Genomic DNA, 18,564 nt, shown 5'->3' with positions numbered 1-18,564 from the left:
AGCTCGTGGCCTTCGACGAGGAGGCCCCCGGTCTCTTCGGGTATCTCTCGGGCTCGGTCACCATCCAGGGCGACATCGTGGCCCCCCTCGGGGAGCCCTGGCATGCCGAAGGCTGAGGCGTCGGCCCGGCCGCTGGTGCTCGTCTCACTCCGGAGATCGCGCTGGAGAGCGCGCGCCTTCCCGGGGAGCCGCATGGCGATCCGGCCGACCGAATCCTCATGGCGACCACGCGCATCCTGGGTGGAACGCTCATCACGCAGGACAAGCCGATCCTCCGCTACGCCGCAGCCGGCCACGTGCGCGCGCGGGACGCCAGACGGAGAACCTGAGGCGTCCGCAGCGGCCGACATACGGCTCTGCGAGTAGATGCAGGGGTCGGCACGCAGGACGGTCGGATGATCCACCTGCATGCAGGGCAGGTCGGGCTCACGGTCGGGGTGCGGCAACCCTCTGCGGACACAGCGCGCGCGGAGGCCTTCCGGCGGTCCGTCCATCCCGCGTGTCCGGATGCCCTGCCGGCTCCCGCATGGGTTTGTGGAGGATCCTCGCGTCCGGAGGAAGACGATGCGCGTCGCGCCGGAACTTGTCGCCCCCATCCTGCTCTTCGCCGGCATCTCCGCCTGCGCCCAGCCCAACAGCATGTTCGTGTATCGGCTCCCCTACGAGGACGGTACCGACGTCGAGGTGTGGCAGGACCACGAGACGCACCCGCTTCCCTATGCGCTCGACCTCGCCGGTCAGAATGACGACCCCACCTACCGGATCGTGGCGGCCCGGCCCGGCACGGTCCGATTCATCCGCGACCAGTTCAGCACCAACTGCGATCCCGATGTCACGTCGTGCTTCAACAACTTCGTGTGGATCCAGCACGCCCCAGGGGAGGAGTGGACCAAGTACAGTCATGTGGCCGAGGGGTCGGTGACCAGCGCCCCGCCCGATGGAGCCGGACTGGTGGTGGGATCGGAGGTCGTGGCGGGCCAGTGGATCGGCAACGAAGGCAACGTGGGCATGGCCACCGGCGAGAACATGGGCCGGCACCTGCACTTCGAGGTGGTGATCCCAGACGATCCCGAAACCGCGCAGCCGACCGGGACCGTCGGGGACTTCCCCTACGACGCGCGCATCCCCCGCTTCTGCGTCGGTGGCGACGGCATCCTGGTCAAGGATGACATCCACGAAGCCGGACCCTGTCCGTCCTGAGTCATTCGCCGACCCCCGCCCCCAGCCCCCGCACCAGCGCGTCCAGCTGATCCAATTGATCCGGCAGCCCGCCCACGCTGCCGGAGGCCAGGGCCTCGTCCACCGCCTCCTTCGAGGCGTAGAAGTCCCGCACGACGACACGGGTGCGACCACCCTGGTCCTCGAATGTCACCGTGGTGATGGCGCCGTCGTCTTCCTCCTCGTTGGTCCAGACGATGCGCGAGTTCGGGACCACTTCGACATACTGCCCCACGAAGGCCATCTGCTGCGATGGGTCCTCGCCGAACACCAGCCGGTAGCGGCCGCCCGTGCGCACGTCCATCTCGCAGGAGGCCAGCACCACGCCGAACGACTTCGGCACCCACCACTGCCTGAACAGCTCGGGATCGCTCCACGCCTTGAAGACGAGGTGCGGTGGGCCATCGATCGTGCGCGTGACCACGAGCTCCCGCTCCGACGTCCGCTCCACCGTCGCGCCCTGCTTCATGGCCGACTCACCCTCTGGTGCCTGACCCATCGCCGTGCTCCTCCCGTTTCAGTTGATCGACGACCGAATCCAGGGCGTCGAAGCGTGCATCCCACATCTTCCGATACCTCTCCATCCACATGGTCTCGTCCTCCAGACGGCGCGGCCCCAGCCTGCAGGTGCGCACGCGTCCGACCTTCTCGGTGGTGACCAGACCGGCGTTCTCCAGGACGCCGACGTGCTTGCGCATGCCGGTCAGGGTCATCTGGAAGCGCTCGGCCAGGTCCGTGATGGACGCGTCCGCACGGCCGAGCTGCTCCAGGACGCCGCGCCGGGTGGGATCCGACAGCGCGGCGAAGGAGGCATCGAGACGGGCATTCGCATACTGAACCATATGGTTCAGTATCGGCCCAGGCGTCTCCCGGCGCAAGGGGAGGGAAGGACGTGGCCTTCGCTCTCCCGCGAAGTGGTCTACGCCCCTCCGGCGAAGTGGGCCTTGAGGCTCTGCATCTCGCCGGCGATCATGCCGACCAGCAGGTCGGGAGGGCTGCCCGGCATCAACCGGACCTCCCGCACGGTCTCCAGCACCGTGCCGGGTCCGTCGCCCGGGCGGGCGTCCAGCACCGCGTCGTACTCGAGCACGCCCAGCGCCGGCTCCAGCGCACGGTACCGGGCGCGGTAGCGCTGGCCCGGGAGGTCCGCCGAGAGCTCGTAGATCTCTTCCTTGAGCACGGCACCGGCGATCGTGAACTCGAAGCGCGAGGGCGCGTGCCGTGGACCCCCGCTGAGCCAGCGGAACGCACTGGTCATCCCAGGCAGGCCCACCTCCACGAAGCGCTCCCAGTCGCAGAGCAGCGTCCAGAGCTCCTCCGGGGTGCAGTCGAAGCGCTCCACCGCCGCGATCTCGTATCGATCTTCGCCCATGGCGTTCACGGATGGCGGTGCGGATTCCTCATGCGGTGTCATGCGTTCCTCCGGCTGTGGGGTTCTGCCTTCGCGTTCTCCCTTCGGGCTCTCGGCATCCTCCGGTAGATGCGCGCTCAGTCGTCTTCGCCCAGCAGGTGGCGGCGCGCCGCTTCGAGCTCGCCCTCTTCCGTCTCCAGGATGCGCCATACGCCGCCGAACACGGCGATGGTGACCGCCGCCAGGATCAGCGCGCTGACGACGAGGCGCGGCGTGAAGCGGCCGCTGGTGAGGAGTTGCAGCCAAACGAACCCCTGGGTGAGGAGAACCAGGGGGAATCCGCCGAGCGCGATCCAACGCCGGATGCGGAGCACGCGTGTCTGTCGGTCGAGCGAGCGGAGGCGGACAGTAGACGGAGCGGGAAGCTCGGTGTCCGTCGCGGCGGGCAGGTCGCTCCCGTCGGGGGCCAGGGGCTCGTTCCGACCGGGTTCCATGGATCCCATCGGCGCGGGGGCGCAGAGCGGACGGATGCCTCGCGTGCCCGCTGGCGCGGGAGGCCCATCCAGCGGATCGATGCTGCAGAATGCCGCGGAGCGCACCCTCACGCCAGACCTTTGCGCGTAGGCAGCGCGCCGCGGAGGCCGCGGGGCCGGTTTCGGGCGAGCTCCACGCCAGGGCGTTGCGGGGCCGGTTTCGGGCGAGCTCCACGCCAGGGCGCTGCGGCGCGGTTCCGGGCAGGCTCCGCGCTACGTCGCGCGCCTCTCGTGGCGCCTCCTCGGGGCGCCTCCTGGCGACAGGCGGGATCGCGCGTTCGGCCGTCCCAGGGCCGTGCCCGGGCCCATCCGGGCGTCGATGGCTACTGCGCCTTGGTAATGATCGTAGACGATCGTTTGTGGCCTAGATTATAGCGTAATTGATCGTATGCGATGGTCAGATGACCCCCTCCAGTTGCGGTGCCGCATCAGATCGTATAAGATCAATAACTTTCCTTAAAGCGGCATAATACACCGTACTCGATCATTTATGGACATCCTGCAGACCACCCGGACCCCCGCGGTCCTCGAGGAGCTGGGCCGCCGCATCGAACGGCTCCGCCTGCGTCGCAACCTCTCCCTGGCGCAACTGGCCGAGGAGGCCGGCGTGGGGACCGCGACGCTGCAGCGGCTCGAGTCCGGGAGCAACCCCACCGTGAAGACCCTGGTGCAGGTCCTGCGCGCGCTCCATCGCCTGGCGGATCTGGATGCGCTCGTGCAGGAGGTGGAGGTCTCTCCCTTCGAGATCTCGGAGGGGCGTCGCACGCCACGCCGGCGCGCGTCGGGCAGCCGTGGCTGAGTACACCCGCGCCGACGTCCACCTCTGGGGCACGCGGGTGGGCGCGCTCGTGGAGTCGCAGCCGGACACCCAACCGATCTTCCAGTATGATCCGGCTTTCGCCGCTACCGGCCTGGAGATCTCTCCGCTCAACCTCCCGGTCGCCGACACGACCCCGCGGAGCTTTCCCGCACTCGTGCGCTCCTCTGCGTTCGAGGGTCTGCCCGGTGTGATCGCCGATTCGCTGCCGGACCGCTTCGGCACCGCGCTCATCCAGGCCCACTTCGACACGCGCCTCGCCGGCGCGCGGGTCACGCCCATCCAGAAGCTGCTCTACGTGGGTGCGCGCGGTCCCGGCGCGCTGGAGTACCGCCCTGCCGCCAAGACCACCCCGGAGGTCGAGCGGGCGCTGGAGGTGCGCGAGCTCGTGGATCAGGCGCGGCGGGTCATCGAGGGACATACGGATGAAGCGATCGCCGAGATCATCAGCGTGGGCGCCACGGTCGGCGGAGCCCGCCCCAAGGCGCTCATCCTCTGGAACCGTGCGCTGGACCGGGTGCGTTCCGGTCATGCCGTCCCCGAAGCCGGCGACGAGCCCTGGATCATCAAGTTCGACGGCGTCACGCAGACGTCCGGAGGGATCCAGAACCGCGTCACACACGAGTCCAGTCCCTGGGGACGCCTGGAGTACGTCTATTCCATCCTGGCGCGACGGGCCGGGATCGAGATGGCCGAGACGCACCTGCTGCACGACGCCCAGGGCCTGGCGCACTTCATGACCCGACGCTTCGACCGCGGCCTCGAGGATCCCGCCAGGAAGCTCCACATGCACACGCTCGGTGGCCTGCTCCACCTGGACTACAACGTCCAGTACCAGATCGGCTACGAGGACTACTTCGACGTCATCCGCGCGCTGGGGCTGCCGCAGCCCGCGATCGTGCAGGCCTTCACGCGCATGATCTTCAGCCTCGCCACCGTCAACTACGACGATCACCTGAAGAACGTCGCGTTCCTCATGGATCCGGCCGGACGCTGGCGCCTCTCTCCGGCCTACGACGTCTCCTTTGCCGAGAACGACGGCTGGACCGCGCAGCACCAGATGTCGGTGGCGGGCAAGTTCAAGGGCATCACGCGCGCGGACTGCCTGCGGGTGGCCGACGTCTTCGACCTGCGCAACGCGCAGGCCACCGAGATCATCGACCGCGTGCTGGACGCGGTCGCCGACTGGAACAGTGAGGCGGCGGAGGTGGGGCTGGACGCCGGGTTCCGGGAGGCGCTCGCGGCCCGACTGGACACCGAGCGGGCGCTGCTGGCGGGGTAGCGGACGCCCTGCGGTGCCTGCGCGGACGGCCCTTTCCACCGCGCCCCCGGGCGTACGCCGTGGTCGCGCTTGACGTGTCGGCATATGGCCGACTAGTATAGGCCATACGCCACCACAGAGGGTTCATGGCCACCTCACCCGCATCGACCTGGGCGGCTCGGTACTGGCGCGAGCTCCAGCGGCAGCCCGCCGCCGAGCACCAGTACGCCTCGCTCCTGGGTTTGCGCAGCTTCGATCCGGCCGAGTTGCACGCACGCGTCGAGCAGGGCCTGGCGTTCGAGACCCTCGAACGCCTGCGTGATGTGCTGGACCTTCCGCTCACCCGCTTCGCCGAGTTGGTGCGGATTCCCTCCCGCACCCTCGGTCGGCGCCGGGACGCCGGCCGCCTCGACCCCGACGAGTCGGATCGGCTGCTGAGGCTCGCTCGCATCGTGGGGCTCACGCTGCGTCTGTTCGAGGGCGACCTCGAGCGGACGCGGGTCTGGTTGATGAAGCCGCACGCGGCGTTCGGCGGCGAGTCTCCGTTGAGCTTCTCCACCACCGAGGTCGGGGCGCGCGCGGTCGAGCACGTGATCGGACGGCTGGAGCACGGGATCCCGCTGTAGTGCCGACCTTCTGGCGGATCACGAAGGAGCGGTATGCAGACACGGCCTTCGACGGCGAGGGTGCCCGGCGCTTCGGGGGGCGTTGGAACAGTCCAGGAGCGGCCGTCGTCTACGCATCGGAGTCGCGGGCGTTGGCGCTGCTGGAGGTGCTGGCGGGAGTCGGCGACGCCGGACTCCTCGGATCGTATGTGCTGATCCCGGCCGAGGTCGGCGACCGCTTCCTGGAGTCCGTCGATCCCACGGATCTCGATCCGGCCTGGGCACGGCAGCCTCCCGGCCCGGCGAGCCAGGCTGTGGGCGACGCCTGGCTGCGCGCGGCCACGTCGGCCGCCCTCAAGGTCCCGAGCGTTCTGGTCCCGGGGGAGTTCAACGTCGTGCTCAACCCGGCGCACGCCGACTTCGGGTCGATTGCGGTGGGAGAACCGATCGCGCTCGCCGTCGATGCCCGACTGTACCGGTAGGCAACCCTCGGGCGGCGGTTGGAGCGGACGCCGCCGCTACCGCACCGGCAGCGCGTACAGGTCCAGGTACTCCACGTCCAACTCGTCCCGGGTCACGCCCAGCACCCAGTCGGGACCGAGCGCCAGCGGCGTGAAGCGACGGGGATGTCGGACCCGGCCCACGACCTCGGCGCCGTCCGGTCCGAGGATGAGCCAGGCCGCGTCCGCATCCGGGAGATCGTCCCGCAGATAGTCCTGCAGCCAGATGCGCCCGCCGGGGTCGACCCGCATGCGCGAGAACGGAGCGAAGGCGGGAGCGACGGGGTGGTAGCGAAGATAGTCCTGGACGTACTGCCGGGTGCGCTCGTCGCTCGCGCCTTCGAGGTAGACGTCGCTCACGCTTTGCACGTCCTCCGGGCGCACGGTCCGGTCGGGACCGCTCCAGCGCACGATGCGCTCGAGCACCTGCCCGGCGCCGTAGCGCTCGATCTGGTACGCCTCGTTGGCGGTGAACCAGACGGCTCCGTCCCAGGGCGCGAAGTGGGCGACGTCATCGAAGATCGCGGGCGAGTTGGCGGCGTCCGCGTCGTTGCCTTCAGGGTACTCGATCTCCAGCAGGAACGTGCCGAATTCCTGCGTCCGGGTGCCGTCGAGGTCGACGCCGCCCAGTCGCGAGAAGTCCTCCACGATGCGGGGATCCGCTTCGGTGCGGCGGAAGGAGCGCACCTCGTACAGGACCTCGGTGGGTCCCAGCAGACCCCAGGTCAGCAGTTGTCCATCGAGCGCGAGCAGGGAGCTGGTGCGCACGAACGCGCCTCCGGGCCCGAAGACGGTGATGCGCCCGGTCCCGGGATCGGAGACCAGGATGGAGTCGCCGGGAAGCACGGTCAGCGCCCACGGGAAGCGGAACTCGCCCGGCCCCTCGCCGTCGCCCCCTGCCGTCCAGAGGTGCGTCCCCTCGGCGGAGAAGGCGCGAACCTGGCGCGACGTCTTGTCCAGGCCCAGCAGCGTTCCGTCGGACAGCCGGCCCGCACCGTCCAGGCGGCTCCACTGGCGGACGGGGTCTCCGGCGACGACCCCGATGCGGACTCCCGGCTCTCCCTCCAGCACCCACGTGGGAAGCGTGGCGTAGTCCAGGCGGCCCAGGTCGACGATCGCCACCCCGGCGCTGTCGCGGACGGTTGCGGGAGTGCGCGCGGACTCGGACGAGCAGGCGATGAGGAAGAGGCAGGGCAGGACGAGCGACCGCACGACAGCTCCGGATCCGCATCGCACAGCGGCTGGGGCATGCATGGGCGTCTGCCGGACTACATCGGTCGGAACAGCACTTCGGTCTCCAGAACCAGCGGCTCCAGTGCATCCGCCGGGCGCCACGAAAGGCGCCCCTCCACGCGCTCGGCGTCGTTCGACCCCTGCGAGAACCGCCAGACCCATACCGCCCGCTCCTCCGGATCCACGACCCAATACTCGGGCACTCCGAAGTCCGGATACCGGCGGGACTTCTTCACCCGGTCGATGGAGCCCGAGGAGGGCGAGAGGATCTCCACGACCAGCTCCGGCGTGCTGTGTACACCACGGCTGGTGATCCCCGTCCGGCCCGCGTCGGGTACGAACAGCAGGTCTGGTCGGAGGAACGTCCCCTCCACGAACAGGAGGTCGACGTCGGGGAGGATCACCCCCAGGCGGTGACGGTCCACGTAGGCGTTCAGCGCCACGATCAGCTTGACCAGGATGTGCTGATGCATGGGCGAGGGCGAAGGAGTCACCAGCACCTCGCCGTCCATGACCTCGTATCGGTTGCCGTCATCGGGCAGGCGCGCGTACTCGTCATACGTCCACGTGTACCGCGTCGGAGTCTGGGGCATGGGCTCGATCTCGCTCACGCGTGGACGATGAGTCTGGGGTAGGGGCGTCCCCATGGCGGGTCGGGTTGCACGGATCTCTGCGGGCGCTCTCAGTCCGAGGCCCCGAGCGCGACCAGGTAGAACCGCTTCTGTACGGTAGCCACGACGGGGGCGCCTTCGGCGATCGCCGGTTCGTACCGGCAGGACTCGGCGACTTCGCGCGCGCGTTGGGTGAGGAGCGGATCACTGGGCGTGTTCGAGCTCCGGCGCTCGACAATGCTGCTCGGATCCACCGAGCCATCCTCGCGGACGACGAACTGCAACGTCACCCGTCGGTAGTCCTGCAGCGCTGTGGGATCGACGTAGCCGGGGCACCCCAGGTAGACCGGCGCCGATGCACGATCGACGTCGGAGCGGGCCTGGACCTCTTCGGCCGGGGACGTTGCGCAGGCAGTAGCGGCGAGCATCCCGCATGCGACGAGCAGAGATACGCGCATCGGAGTCTCCTCGGTCAGGGCGTGGCGAGCCTGGAGAACAGCATAGCAGGCCCTGTGCCGGGACGCGATCCACCCATTCCCCGACGAGGGGCGGTCAGCGTGTCACGATCGGTGGACGAGTTCGTGTCCTGATGCATGGACAGGGAGCCCATGCGCGGCAGCCGCGCAGGCGTGCCTACCGCTGCGGGTGGGCCCGACGCCTCCGGGGTCACGCGTCCTGCACCGCTCCTGGCCGCCGCTCCGCCACATGCCACAGCACGCCACACGGGTCGTAGACGTACGCGATGCGCAGGCCCCACGGCTGCAGCGCCGGCGGCTTGGGCGCCTGCACGCCGAAGCGCGCGGGCAGATCGAGACCTTCGATGTGTGCCCACCAGACGTCGAGGTCGTCCACCATGAGCTGCATCATGAAGTTCTCCGCCCATTCCTTCGTGTAGTACCGCTGCAGGATGAAGCCTCCCGAGCCGGCGTTGAAGATTGCGACCTCGCTGTCGAGCACCTTCTCGAACCCCAGCGCCTCGTAGAACCGCTTGGACCGGTCGAAGTCCCGGGCGGGCAGGAACGGTCGCATGCGCTCGGTGCCGGTAGGGGGAGTGGGCATGGGAGGGACCTCGGGAGGAGTGGATGGACGCATGCGGACGAACCGGAATGGTGACGCCATACCCGGTCGGCGGGCATCGCCGCACCGGACCGGGCGAACCTCGTCAGGACGGGGGTGGCTCGCGAACAGGAACGCCCACGTTGCAGACGTCGACGCGCTCCGGTGAGTAGACGAAGAACGCCTCGGAACGGGTGCGCGCCGCCAGGATCAGGGCCCGGAACGAAGGCGAGTCCGTACGCATCACCTGGAGCGGGACGCGCTCGCCCGGGGGAAGGTCTGCGGCGATCCGGGCCCGGTCGATGGCCGCCCATTCCTCCGGCGACGCGTAGCGGCCGAGCGCCTGTGTGCCGCGCGGCAGCGTGGAGAGGTGCTCCATTCCCGCCACGACGCGCCCCACCATGCTCAGGTTGCGGTCGAGATGGCGTGGCGCGTGTCCGGTCACGGCGTAGAGCTCCCGACCACTGCCCGAGTTGGGATCGTTGGTCCTGGCCACGCCGACGGTTCCGTAGCAGTGCGCGATCCAGACCCTGTCGCTGTCCGGGTCGCGCCCGGTGGGGAATCCGCCGACGAATCCGGTTTGCGGCGCGTACACGTCGGCGTCCGGGAGCGGTGTGAAGGAGAGCCCGTCGGCGGACGCATCGAATTCGGGAGGGATCGCCGAGGCGATGCTGGAGGGCAGGGTCTCCCCTTCGGCCAACGGCCGCAGACCCCACTGCGCCACATAGTTGTCCTGGGAGCGTCGGACCGCACCGCCGTCGAAGTACCCTCCACGAACGAGCGCCTTGATGTTGCCCACGTGGCGGGAGGCCGCCCAGGGTGCCAACTCCAGGATCACGCGTCCGCCCGGCAGGTCCAGGTAGAGCGTGTTGTCGGCGTCGAGCGTGCGCCAGTCCCCGTCGGGGGCGGAGGCGATGATGTCGGCGCTGCTCCGTGGCGACTGAGCAGCCGCGTCGCAAACGGCGAAGGGGGCCGACCCGAGAAGCGCGAGGCCGAGGCCGGCGCTGCGGCGCCGGCCTCCCGTGTGGGACCCGCGACGGGGCCGGGTCGGGGGCCGGCGCGCTCCGGCCGGGATGGGTTGGTCCAAAGGTCGCTCCTCCAGGTCGGGTCGGCGCGCGAGAGGGTTCGGGCCGCGTCCGACATCCTACCATCGGGCGGGCACCGCCCCCACGCCAGGGTGCCTCCGACCCGGAGCGCCGCCTTCCGCCGGCCGGTCCGATCCGGCGGACGACGCGTCTACGGAAGGGTCGAGCGCGAGTCCGAGCCTAGGCGCGGTGACGCACGGTCCCGAACGTCATGCGGCCCTGATGCACGAAGCAGCTCCGGGTGAACGCGCCGAGGTCCACGGGATTGGGGAGCTTGAGGTCCGACAGCCGGGGCATGGAGCGACCGGATGCCGCAAAGCTGCGGTGCACCTGGGACAGGAACACCAGGATCAGGTCCCGCTGGCGGGCCAGGGTGCGCAGCGTGGTCACCTGATCGGAGAGACTCGCGCTGTCGCGCCGTTGATCCAGGAGCTGCAGATAGTCGATGAGGATCAGGGTTCCCGGCGCGGCCGTGTCCGATCGAGCCACGATGTGATCGGCGTCGATCTCGTCGGCGTCGTCGATGCTCAAGCGATCACCGAGCCGGCGGGGATCCTCTCCCATGGACCGGATGCAGTCCAGGACCTGGTCCCGGTGGTACTCCAGCGTGAAGATGACGGCGTGCCGGCCGGCGCGGACGGCGTCCACGGCCAGGCGGATCCCCAACCGGGTCTTGCCCTGGCCCGGCCGGCCGGCGATCAGGAGCAGATCACCGGGGTCCAGCCGCGAGAGAAGTCGGCTTCCAGCGCGCCACTCTGCGTGACGGGCGGCCAGAAGGCTCCAGGAGGGGAATCCCTCCTCGCGCGCGATCCGGTCGAGGGCGACGTGCAGGGGAAGGGCGTCGCTCCGGGAAAGGAGGCGGGCTCGACGCTTCAGGCGATGGATCGGCTGGGACAGGCGCATCGTCATCTCCGTTCGGAGGCGTCACAACCCCTCCTCATGCGACACGACTCCAAGCGGATGACGACGAAACCGGATGGCCCGACACGCGGGAGTGCTTTCCGAAGGAGGGCGGAGGCATGGGCCGATGCCTGACGGAGTATTGCGATCCGGAGGTGGACCGGGCAAGCGGGAGTGACCTCCGGACGTTCACCGCACAGAGGCCGCCCGGTATGTTCCGGGAGTGCCGCCCGGCCCTCGGACGGATCCCCCGATCTCCCAGGGCCGCAGGACCCGACAGGGACTTCCTCCCATGACGCACGCCGCCACCCGCGAGACCATCGACGCCGTCTGGCGCATGGAGTCCGCGCGCCTGATCGCCGGAGTCATGCGCCAGGTGGGCGACCTGAGCCTCGCCGAGGACCTGGCACAGGATGCGCTGGTGGCGGCGCTCGAGTCGTGGCCCGACGCCGGAGTGCCGAAGAACCCGGGCGCGTGGTTGATGGCAGTCGCCAAGCGGCGCGCGCTGGACCACCACCGCCGGGGCTCGATGCTCGACCGGCGGCACGCGGACCTGGCGCGTGGGCTCGACGAAGCGCGGCCCGATCCCGAGGCGGAGCTGCACGAGTCGATCGACGACGTCATCGGCGACGATCTGCTGCGCCTCATCTTCATCACGTGCCATCCGCTGCTCACCGTCGACGCGCGGGTGACGCTCACGTTGCGCATGCTGGGCGGCCTCGGCACGGAGGAGATCGCGCGCGCCTTCCTGGTGCCGGTGCCCACCGTGCAGCAGCGCATCGTGCGGGCCAAGCGCTCGCTGCGCGCCGCCGAGGTCCCGTTCGAGCTGCCGCCTCCTCAGGAGCTGCCGGAACGGCTCGAGTCCGTCCTCGCGGTCGTCTACCTGATCTTCAACGAGGGCTACGCCGCCACGGCGGGGGAGGACTGGATCCGTCCCGCGCTGTGCGAGGACGCGCTGCGCCTCGGCCGCATCCTGGCCGAGCTGGCTCCCGGCGAGCCCGAGGTGCACGGTCTGGTGGCCCTGATGGAGATCCAGGCCTCGCGCCTCAAGGCACGCCGCGGTCCCGGGGGCGAGCCCGTCCTCCTCATGGACCAGGACCGCGCACGGTGGGACCACCTCCTCATCCGCCGCGGCCTGAGCGCGCTGGACCGGGCGCTCCGGTTGGGCCGTCCGCTCGGCACGTACACGCTGCAGGCCGCCATCGCCGCCTTCCACGCGCGGGCGCGCACGCCGGAAGAGACCGACTGGGAGGGGATCGTCTCGCTGTACGAGGCACTCGCGCAGGTGGCCCCGTCCGCGGTGGTGGAGCTCAACCGGGCCGTGGCGGTGGCCATGGCCCGCGGACCGGCGGCCGGCCTGGCGCTGGTGGACGCGCTGGCGGAAGGAGCCGAGCTGGCGGACTACCACCTTCTCCCGGCCGTCCGGGGGGACCTGCTGGAGCGCCTGGGGCGTGGCCAGGAAGCGGCACGCGAGTTCGAGCAGGCGGCTGCGCTCTGCCGGAACGCGCCTGAGCGGGCGCTGCTGGAGCGGCGCGCGGCGAAAGCGGGAGCAGGGGGGCCCTCGCCCGATGTCGATCCGTAGACCGCCCGACCGTCGCATCCATGAACCGGGGCGTCCGTAGGGGCATCCCATCCCACATCCGAACGGAGTTTCGACCATGCGCTTCCTCTCCCTGATCCGCGTCGACGAGAGCACCGGTCAGAAGCCCAGCGAGCGGCTCATGACCGACATGGGCACGCTGATCGACGAATGGCTGAAGGAGGGCTCGCTCGTCCGGACCGCCGGCCTGCGCCCCACGCGGGAAGGCAAGCGCGTGCGACTGGCCAGGGGCTCGCTCTCCACCACGGACGGCCCGTTCACCGAGTCCAAGGAGGTCATCGGAGGCTACGCCGTCCTCGAAGCCGACTCGATGGAAGACGCCGTGAAGCTGATCGAGCGCTTCCTGCACGTCCACGGGGACGAGTGGGAGATCGAGTGCGAGATCCGGCCCCTCGACGGGGAGGAGTTCGGGGCCTAGCGTCGGTCGCGCCGCCCGCCCCACCCCGGGGCGGGCCTGGCGGCTCCGTGCGCGGGGTTGCCGCCGCTGCCGCCCTTCGCCAGGCTCAGCGTAGCGCCTACGTCCCCCGGACCCGCGGAGCCCCGACGATGCCCGTCCACAACGTCTTCGACGCCGAGGAGCGCGATGCGCTCATCGCCCGGATCGACACGCTGCAGGCGGAGACGCGCCCGCGCTGGGGCAAGATGAACGCGGGCCAGATGCTGGCGCACAACTCGCTGATCTTCGAAGGCGCGCTGAACGACACCTACCCGACCATGAACCCGGTGCTGCGTTGGGTGGTGAGCCGGTTGATCCGCGGCGCCGTGATCGGCGATCGGCCCTACATCAAGAACTCCCGCACGGTGCCGGCCTGGGTGGTCGCGGACCCCCGCGACTTCGAGAAGGAGAAGGACCGGCTCCTCGGCAACATCGCCCGGGTGCACGAGCTCGGACCGAGCCATTTCGAGGGGAAGCACAACCCGACGTTCGGCCGCCTGACCGCGGCGGAGTGGAACCGCGTCTTCATCAAGCACCTCGACTACCACCTGGATCAGTTCGGCGTGTGAGGCGCGGGCCGCGCCCGAGCGGGCGCCAGGGCGGCGACTACACCCCCATCAGGTCTCCCAGCGTTCGCAGATCCACGGCGGGATCGTCCCGCACATTCTGGCGCAACCAGCCCAGGTGGCCCGCGCCGTAGAGCACCAGGATGCGGTCGTCCGGGGAGTCCACGAGCGCGCGGATGTTGTGGTAGATCCGGACGTTGCGCTCGAACCAGCGTGCGAGCAGGTCCGGTCCCGCGTACTCGTAGGGCTGACCGAACGGTACGAACCCGTAGTAGCTGGCGACGCCCGCCGCGGCTGCCGAATCCGAGTTCATCCGGGCGAGCGTCTCCAGCAGCGTATGCGTCCGCAGGTACTCCCCTTGCCGGGCCACCGCCGCGCCCGTCTCGGCCTGCAGCGAGTCGAACGCCTCCTGCCGCTCGTTGGCGACGGCCCAGTTCTGCACGCGATAGAACGGGAATTCCCCGTCCACGTCCACCGGATAGACCGTGTCGAGGTCCAGCGCGGCGGCCAGGCGCAGACCGATCTGGTCGGTCTCGTTGCGCGTGAGGGTGTAGTCGCCCGCCCGGTAGGCGCGGTAGCGCTCGCCCACCGTGCGACTGCCCACGGCGGACTCCACCGCCACCTTGGTGGGGCCGAAGCGCTCCAGCACGTCGAGGAGCTCCGCCATCTCGGCCTGCCGCTTCTGCGACAGGACGTCGTCCGCCTCCATGTTGTGCACGTCCCGGCCGGGGTTGGCCATGTGGAACGTGCCCAGGATCAGGATCTGCGGCTGCGGCGGAACCTGTGGAGCCGGTGGCACGAGGAGCGCGGCGGTGCAGACGGCGATGAACAGCGGGCGAAGCATGAAGCCTCCCAGGGGGGACACGGGTGAACCTCACGCGTCCCTACGGGGAGGACGGGCGGCGCGTTTCGCGCCGCCGTGATCAGGCCGCGGCGCGGGCCGCCACCCGCACCAGCGCGCCCACGACCTGTGGGTCGAAGGCGGCGCCGGCTTCCGCCATGATCTCCTTCATGGCATCGGCGCGCGGCATCCGGTGCGTGAGCGACTGATAGGTGTCGGCCACCGCCACGATGCGTGCCTCGATGGGGATGGACGCGCCCCGCAGGCCCTCCGGGTAGCCGCGTCCATCCCACCGCTCATGATGGCCCACGGCGACGCGTCGGATCATCTCCACGAGCGCGGGTCCCTCCTCCCGACCGAGCAGCACTTCGATCACGGACGTGTGCAGCTTCATCACGTTCGCGTCGGGGCCGGAGAGCGGGGGGGCGTGGGTGAGCACGTGGTCGGGCACACCCACCGTGCCCAGGTCGTGCAGAGGAGCCGCCCACCGGATCATCTCGCAGAAGGCCTCATCCATCTCCAGCGCGAGCGCCAGGTCGGCGGCCAGATGCCCGACCCGGACCGCATGCGTTCCGCCCGGGTCGATCCGGAACTCGGCGACCCGCGCGAGCAGGGCGAGCAGGCTCCGTTCGAGCTCCGTGGTCGGGCCGATGGGTGCGTCACGGGGGGGCGAGGTCGCGGGCCGGGGGTCGCGAGCGTCCGGCAGGGGCGGAGACTCCGTTGCGTGCTGCAGGGTAGGGTCGCTCAACATCGCAGGTCACTCACGGTCGGGGGGTACGTACCGTGTCCCCGAACAGTAGCGAGCGGCGTGCGGTCGCTGCAGCAGGGAAACCCCCAGAGTGGCTGCGGGAAACCCCTTGCCCAACGGCGCCGGGGAAGGTGCTCCGGCTGCGGAGGAGGTGCTCCGGCGCCGGGGAAGGTGATCCGGCGCCGGGCCTACTCCTCGCCCGGGATGATCCCCGCGCGCATCGCGTACCGTACCAGCCCCGGGACGTTCTTGATGCCGAGCCGGGACATCAACTGGCTACGATGCGCTTCCACCGTCTTGATGCTCAACCCCAGCTTGCGCGCGATCCCCTTCGTGGAGTTCCCCTCCACCACCAGTTGCAGGATCTCGCGCTGGCGCATGGTGAGCTGCTCGGTGCCGCCGACGCTGGTGCGCTCCGTCTCCAGGGCGCTGCGGGTGACGGCCGGACTCAGGTAGATGTCGCCGCGCAGCGCCGCGCGCACCGCGAACTCCAGCTCCTCCTGCGCCGCCGCCTTGACCACATAGCCATCGGCGCCGCGCGACAGTGCGGCCTGCACGGTCTCCGGATTGGAGTACATGGATAGGACGACCAGCCGGACGTCGGGATGGGCCCGGCGGAGCTGCTCGAGCGCATCCAGGCCGTTGAGCTCCGGCATCTGGATGTCGAGGATCACGAGGTCGGGCTTCAGCTCCTGGACGCGCTCCACGGCCTCGCGTCCATCGCTGGCCTCACCCACCACCGCGATGCCGGCCATCTGGTTCAACAGCACGCGTAGCCCGGATCGTACCAGCACATGATCGTCCACCAGGACCACGCGCACGGAGTCGGCGCTCATGACGGCAGGCCTCCCGCGTGGGCTGCGAGCGGTGCGCGGAAGGGTCCGGCAGGGAAGGAGCAGCAGACCTCGGTGCCGCTCCGATCCGAGCGGATCTCCAGCGTCCCGCCCAGCATGCTGGCCCGCTTGCGCATGATCGGAACGCCCATCCCGTGCGCGCGCGCGCCGTTGGATACGATGCCCGTGCCGTTGTCGCGGACGGTCAGGACGAGGGTGTCCTCCCCGTTGCGCCGGAGCGAGACCGTAATTCGCGTAGCTTGTGCGTGTAGCGTGGCGTTCGTGAGCGCCTCCTGGGCGATCCGGTAGAGATGGGCGGCACCGTCGAGGTCCCCGATCGAGAGCGCATCCTCCACCCGGAACGGGCATTCGATCCCGTGCAGCCGGGTGACGCCCTTGGTGAGGTCCTCCAGTGCGGAGATCAGGCCGCCTCCTTCCAGGCTCACCGGGTTGAGGCCCCGGGCCAGCGCCCGCGCCAGCTCGTGGGCCTCGTCGAGCATGCGACCGATCTCGTGCACTCCGTCCGCCTCCTCCGCCCCCTTCCGGCGAAGGCTGCGCTCCACGCCCGCTGCGTAGAGGCGCGCCCCCACCAGCACCTGGCCCATACCGTCGTGGAGATCACGACCCAGGCGCCGCTGCTCCCGGTTGCTGATGCGCAGCAGCTCCGCCTCCAGCCGCTGCCGATCCGTGATGTCCCGGGAGTGGACCACGAGGTGCCACCCGTCCACGTTCTCGGCGAGCACCTGCCCCACGGCTTCGACGGTGCGCCAGGATCCGTCCTTGTGTCGGAGCCGGATCTCGACGGAGCGCGGCACGCCCGGGTTGTAGGCTCCGACGGCGATGGAGCGCAGCACCAGCTCGGCGTCGTCCGGATGGATGACGTCCAGCACGTCCCGCCCCAGCAGCTCGTCCACGGAATACCCGAGGATCCTGGCGATCGAAGGGCTCTCGAAGACGATGCGTCGATCGGCGTCCAGCACGCTGATGAGGTCCGTCGATTGCTCGATCAGTGTGCGCAGCTTGGTCTCTGCCTGCCGCCGCTCCGCCTCGAGGCGCTTGCGCTCGGTGATGTCGGTGATGCTGGCCCGGAGCGACGGTGGATCGCTGCCCGGGATCCGCACCAGTCGCACCTCGCAGGGGATGGCGCCATCGGGGCCCTGGAACCACCACTCCAGGTCGCACGCCTCCTGGTCCAGGGTTTGACGCACACAGGCGGCCCACTGCGTGGCGGCCTCGGCCCCCGAGGGTTGGACGGGGAGGCTGAGGGCGGCGGCGGTGGTGGCGCGCAGCGACTCCGGCGGACGACCGAAGAGGCGCTCCGCATTCCGGTTCCAGTCCAACCAGCGGCCGTCGACGCCGTCCAGCACCGCGATGGCCTCCGGAGCGTGCTCCACGAGGGACCGATAGCGGGCTTCGGACTCCTCGAGACGCTGGCGGTCCAACCAGCGGTCGGTGACGTCGTGCAGGACGGTGAGCACCGCCGGCGTCCCACCGTGGGCGATGGACATGGACGACGCCTCCACGCGCCGCTGGGTGCCGTCGCCGCGCAGAAGGCGGAACGCCAGCGGTACCCCTTTCGCGCCCCGATGCGCGTCGCCCAGGTGCTGCGCCAGCGCGGTCGCGGCGTCCGGATGCGCGAACTCGCCGAGGTCGCGCCCCTCCAGCAGCTGGAACGACGCAGCGCCGAGCAACTCCAGGAAGGCGGCATTCGCGAACACACACCGACCCGATTCGGTGATGATGGTCGGATTCGGGTGCCCCGTGATCAGGGAGCGCCAGCGCTCTTCGCTCGCCCTGAGCGCCGACCGTCGGTCCTCCTCCTCCTGCTCGAGGTTGCGCATCCCCGCGACCACCAGGACGGCCACGAACACGTTGAAGCCGAGCGCCGCGGCGATGTTGGGATAGCTGATCGCGGGTTGGATCAGCGGGACCAGCAGAAGCATGCCCGCGTTGACGGCGGTAAGCGTCACCGCTGCGCGGACCGACAGGAGCAGCGCGGCCAGCAGCACGCCCACGGTCGGATATGCGAACGCGATGAACTCCGACGGCGTGATCACCAGCGACAGCAGCACAGCGAGGGTGGGGACCAGCGACGCGAGCACCCCCGCTTCCCGGTAGCAGTTCATCCGGTTGAGGATCCAGGAAACCCCCGCGACCGCGGCGGCGGCCAGCACCACCAGGAAGTGCACGCGGGCCGCGGGGCGCGACCACCACTGCACGGCAGCGCAGGCGAGACCCAGGGGAACGAGGATCGCGAGCAGGCGGTCCAGCAGCCGGGCGCGGCGCAATGGGCGGGGTTCGCCGCATGGATCGGCGCGCGACATGGCGTGCGAGCCCGGTTCCCCGGCCTCGACGAGGGGGGATTTCATT

Annotated in this window: 22 protein-coding genes; 8 read left to right on the top strand and 14 right to left on the bottom strand. The window is 70.0% G+C overall.

Annotated elements, in window-relative coordinates:
* The first annotated feature begins 564 nt into the window (after positions 1-564).
* On the top strand, positions 565-1,200 hold the full coding sequence (locus R3E98_20935) for a M23 family metallopeptidase (GenBank protein MEZ4425874.1): 636 nt from the start codon (positions 565-567) through the stop codon (positions 1,198-1,200).
* A 1-nt stretch (position 1,201) separates the two neighbouring features.
* On the opposite strand, the gene R3E98_20930 is transcribed toward R3E98_20935, so the two are convergent.
* The 4 genes from R3E98_20930 to R3E98_20915 form a co-directional block, all read right to left on the bottom strand.
* Entirely contained in the window at positions 1,202-1,717 is a 516-nt protein-coding gene (locus tag R3E98_20930) for an SRPBCC family protein (protein ID MEZ4425873.1), read from the bottom strand.
* A complete protein-coding gene (locus tag R3E98_20925; GenBank protein ID MEZ4425872.1) occupies positions 1,695-2,060 on the bottom strand; it encodes a metalloregulator ArsR/SmtB family transcription factor in 366 nt (121 codons plus the stop codon). Before R3E98_20925 ends, R3E98_20930 begins: the two co-directional genes overlap by 23 nt.
* Before the next feature lie 77 nt (positions 2,061-2,137).
* Positions 2,138-2,632: a hypothetical protein gene (locus tag R3E98_20920; protein ID MEZ4425871.1), complete on the bottom strand. Its 495-nt coding sequence runs from the start codon at positions 2,630-2,632 to the stop codon at positions 2,138-2,140.
* Between the two features lie 74 nt (positions 2,633-2,706).
* Positions 2,707-3,063 (bottom strand): hypothetical protein, encoded by a 357-nt coding sequence (locus R3E98_20915; GenBank protein MEZ4425870.1) that lies wholly within the window; start codon positions 3,061-3,063, stop codon positions 2,707-2,709.
* Between the two features lie 529 nt (positions 3,064-3,592).
* Here R3E98_20915 and R3E98_20910 point away from each other — a divergent pair.
* The 4 genes from R3E98_20910 (at position 3,593) to R3E98_20895 (ending at position 6,267) form a co-directional block, all read left to right on the top strand.
* The gene (locus R3E98_20910; GenBank protein ID MEZ4425869.1) at positions 3,593-3,901 is read left to right on the top strand and encodes a helix-turn-helix transcriptional regulator; all 309 of its coding nucleotides are present in this window, start codon (positions 3,593-3,595) and stop codon (positions 3,899-3,901) included.
* Positions 3,894-5,201: a type II toxin-antitoxin system HipA family toxin gene (locus R3E98_20905; protein MEZ4425868.1), complete on the top strand. Its 1,308-nt coding sequence runs from the start codon at positions 3,894-3,896 to the stop codon at positions 5,199-5,201. Before R3E98_20910 ends, R3E98_20905 begins: the two co-directional genes overlap by 8 nt.
* 125 nt (positions 5,202-5,326) lie before the next feature.
* Positions 5,327-5,806 (top strand): antitoxin Xre-like helix-turn-helix domain-containing protein, encoded by a 480-nt coding sequence (locus R3E98_20900; GenBank protein ID MEZ4425867.1) that lies wholly within the window; start codon positions 5,327-5,329, stop codon positions 5,804-5,806.
* On the top strand, positions 5,806-6,267 hold the full coding sequence (locus R3E98_20895) for an RES family NAD+ phosphorylase (protein MEZ4425866.1): 462 nt from the start codon (positions 5,806-5,808) through the stop codon (positions 6,265-6,267). The genes R3E98_20900 and R3E98_20895 overlap by 1 nt, the downstream gene beginning before the upstream one ends.
* 36 nt (positions 6,268-6,303) lie before the next feature.
* On the opposite strand, the gene R3E98_20890 is transcribed toward R3E98_20895, so the two are convergent.
* The 6 genes from R3E98_20890 to R3E98_20865 all read right to left on the bottom strand — a co-directional run bounded on the left by R3E98_20890 (position 6,304) and on the right by R3E98_20865 (position 11,173).
* Positions 6,304-7,497, bottom strand: coding sequence for a hypothetical protein (locus R3E98_20890; GenBank protein ID MEZ4425865.1), 1,194 nt, complete (start codon positions 7,495-7,497; stop codon positions 6,304-6,306).
* 56 nt (positions 7,498-7,553) lie between these two features.
* Positions 7,554-8,111 (bottom strand): Uma2 family endonuclease, encoded by a 558-nt coding sequence (locus R3E98_20885; GenBank protein ID MEZ4425864.1) that lies wholly within the window; start codon positions 8,109-8,111, stop codon positions 7,554-7,556.
* An 89-nt stretch (positions 8,112-8,200) separates the two neighbouring features.
* Positions 8,201-8,587: a hypothetical protein gene (locus R3E98_20880; GenBank protein ID MEZ4425863.1), complete on the bottom strand. Its 387-nt coding sequence runs from the start codon at positions 8,585-8,587 to the stop codon at positions 8,201-8,203.
* 208 nt (positions 8,588-8,795) lie between these two features.
* A complete protein-coding gene (locus R3E98_20875; GenBank protein ID MEZ4425862.1) occupies positions 8,796-9,188 on the bottom strand; it encodes a VOC family protein in 393 nt (130 codons plus the stop codon).
* A gap of 103 nt (positions 9,189-9,291) precedes the next feature.
* Positions 9,292-10,272 carry a peptidylprolyl isomerase gene (locus tag R3E98_20870; GenBank protein MEZ4425861.1) on the bottom strand — a complete coding sequence of 327 codons (981 nt, stop codon included), beginning with the start codon at positions 10,270-10,272 and terminating at the stop codon, positions 9,292-9,294.
* 178 nt (positions 10,273-10,450) lie between these two features.
* Positions 10,451-11,173 carry a DNA helicase gene (locus R3E98_20865; GenBank protein MEZ4425860.1) on the bottom strand — a complete coding sequence of 241 codons (723 nt, stop codon included), beginning with the start codon at positions 11,171-11,173 and terminating at the stop codon, positions 10,451-10,453.
* A gap of 289 nt (positions 11,174-11,462) precedes the next feature.
* Between R3E98_20865 and R3E98_20860 the strand changes: the two genes are divergently transcribed.
* From R3E98_20860 to R3E98_20850, 3 genes are all read left to right on the top strand, one after another.
* A complete protein-coding gene (locus tag R3E98_20860) occupies positions 11,463-12,752 on the top strand; it encodes an RNA polymerase sigma factor (GenBank protein ID MEZ4425859.1) in 1,290 nt (429 codons plus the stop codon).
* Between the two features lie 76 nt (positions 12,753-12,828).
* Positions 12,829-13,188 (top strand): YciI family protein, encoded by a 360-nt coding sequence (locus R3E98_20855; GenBank protein MEZ4425858.1) that lies wholly within the window; start codon positions 12,829-12,831, stop codon positions 13,186-13,188.
* Between the two features lie 128 nt (positions 13,189-13,316).
* A complete protein-coding gene (locus R3E98_20850; protein MEZ4425857.1) occupies positions 13,317-13,775 on the top strand; it encodes a DUF1569 domain-containing protein in 459 nt (152 codons plus the stop codon).
* A gap of 37 nt (positions 13,776-13,812) precedes the next feature.
* Here R3E98_20850 and R3E98_20845 read toward each other — a convergent pair whose 3' ends face one another.
* The 4 genes from R3E98_20845 to R3E98_20830 all read right to left on the bottom strand — a co-directional run bounded on the left by R3E98_20845 (position 13,813) and on the right by R3E98_20830 (position 18,563).
* Positions 13,813-14,616, bottom strand: a complete 804-nt coding sequence (locus tag R3E98_20845; GenBank protein MEZ4425856.1) for a DUF5694 domain-containing protein — start codon at positions 14,614-14,616, stop codon at positions 13,813-13,815.
* A gap of 79 nt (positions 14,617-14,695) precedes the next feature.
* The gene (locus R3E98_20840; GenBank protein ID MEZ4425855.1) at positions 14,696-15,364 is read right to left on the bottom strand and encodes an HD domain-containing protein; all 669 of its coding nucleotides are present in this window, start codon (positions 15,362-15,364) and stop codon (positions 14,696-14,698) included.
* A 185-nt stretch (positions 15,365-15,549) separates the two neighbouring features.
* Positions 15,550-16,197, bottom strand: a complete 648-nt coding sequence (locus tag R3E98_20835; protein ID MEZ4425854.1) for a response regulator transcription factor — start codon at positions 16,195-16,197, stop codon at positions 15,550-15,552.
* Positions 16,194-18,563 carry a PAS domain S-box protein gene (locus R3E98_20830; GenBank protein MEZ4425853.1) on the bottom strand — a complete coding sequence of 790 codons (2,370 nt, stop codon included), beginning with the start codon at positions 18,561-18,563 and terminating at the stop codon, positions 16,194-16,196. Before R3E98_20830 ends, R3E98_20835 begins: the two co-directional genes overlap by 4 nt.
* Position 18,564: the final 1 nt, after the last annotated feature.

This window comes from Gemmatimonadota bacterium, assembly GCA_041390125.1.
In the GTDB taxonomy this organism is placed as follows: Bacteria; Gemmatimonadota; Gemmatimonadetes; order Longimicrobiales; family Gaopeijiaceae; genus JAGQIF01.
Note: the sequence above shows the minus strand (reverse complement) of the source record. Positions and strands in the feature narration are given on the sequence as shown.